Below are 1,160 nucleotides of genomic sequence, written 5' to 3' on the forward strand. Positions count from 1 at the left end.
ACCTGGAAAGCCTGCAGGTAGATCTGGACAACTGGTTGTGGCATTACAATAATGAGCGAACTCATCAGGGAAAAATGTGCTGCGGGCGTACGCCGATAGCCACTTTACTCGATGGAAAACGGATCTGGGCAGAAAAGAATCCGAACCAGATGTAATCTGACAGACACCTGTATAAATAATCGGTAACTGTCAGATAAGGTCTGAGCTAGTACATATCAGGAATGCCGAACAGTATTCGCATCACGTAACAATCGACCCGTGTGGGGCGCAGTCGTTACAAGTTCTGATTTATTCAACAAAGCCCAGTAAAAGCGTTTGTTTTTACCCACAGTTTTCAGTGCGGTAAAGAAAGGCAGCTTAACTGGCGCAGGTTCGTTGTCCTGTTTGATTAATTCCAGCTCGGTTTTGCTCAGGTTCGGGTGTTTTTCCGGGTCATAATAGAATAACCACCACAGAACCACCCACAGCATGGCCAGCACGCCGGAGAACATGAATGCACCCTGCCAGCCGAGGTAGCTGTGTGCAATAACAATGATGGGCGGCGCTAGCATGGCACCGATAGAGAAGCACACGCCAACCCAACCTGCGGCAATCGGACGTTCCTTTTTCGGGAACCATTCCCCGAGGGTTTTGGCGTTAGCTGGCGTAGCTGCCGCTTCTGAAGCCCCCATAAAGAAGCGCAAAATCGCCAGATGTAACCAACTGCCTGCGCCTGCGTGGAGCATGCACATCAGGGCACAGATAGAGGCACACACCAGGAAGCCGAATTTCAGACCAATCACGTCAATCAACCAGCCGCACAGCGGTTGGAAAATGGTATAGGCCAATTGGAATGCGCCAACGATCCAGGAGTATTGCTCCGTGGTGATCCCCATGGTGGCTTTTAATTCAGGTGCCAGGATACCCAACGAGTTACGCGTAATGTAGTTAACGGTGACGCCTAAGAGAAACAGCCCCAAAACCTACCAACGCAGGTTTTTGATTTTTCGTTTCCCGTGCGCTGCGGGGGTAGCGTTGTCAATAGGCTTTGTTGAATAAATCAGAACCTGTAATGACTGCGCCCCATACGGGTCGATTGTTAGGTGATGCGAATACTGTTCGGCATTCCTAATAGCGTGATCCGGTTAAGCGCTTTGACCATGGCCATGGCTTCACCCACC

At 50.3% G+C, this 1,160-nt stretch carries 3 pseudogenes; 1 reads left to right on the top strand and 2 read right to left on the bottom strand.

The annotated features are described in order from the left end of the window. A pseudogene (locus QZ506_RS12960) lies at window positions 1-155 on the top strand (IS481 family transposase); the annotation flags it as partial. Window positions 156-305: 150 nt separating this feature from the next. Here the strand turns inward: QZ506_RS12960 and QZ506_RS12965 are convergent. Beyond that, a pseudogene (locus QZ506_RS12965) lies at window positions 306-1,022 on the bottom strand (MFS transporter); the annotation flags it as partial. A 56-nt stretch (window positions 1,023-1,078) separates the two neighbouring features. Beyond that, a pseudogene (locus tag QZ506_RS12970) lies at window positions 1,079-1,160 on the bottom strand (lipoprotein); the annotation flags it as partial.

This window comes from Candidatus Symbiopectobacterium sp. (assembly GCF_020054415.1).
Taxonomy (GTDB): domain Bacteria; phylum Pseudomonadota; class Gammaproteobacteria; order Enterobacterales; family Enterobacteriaceae; genus Symbiopectobacterium.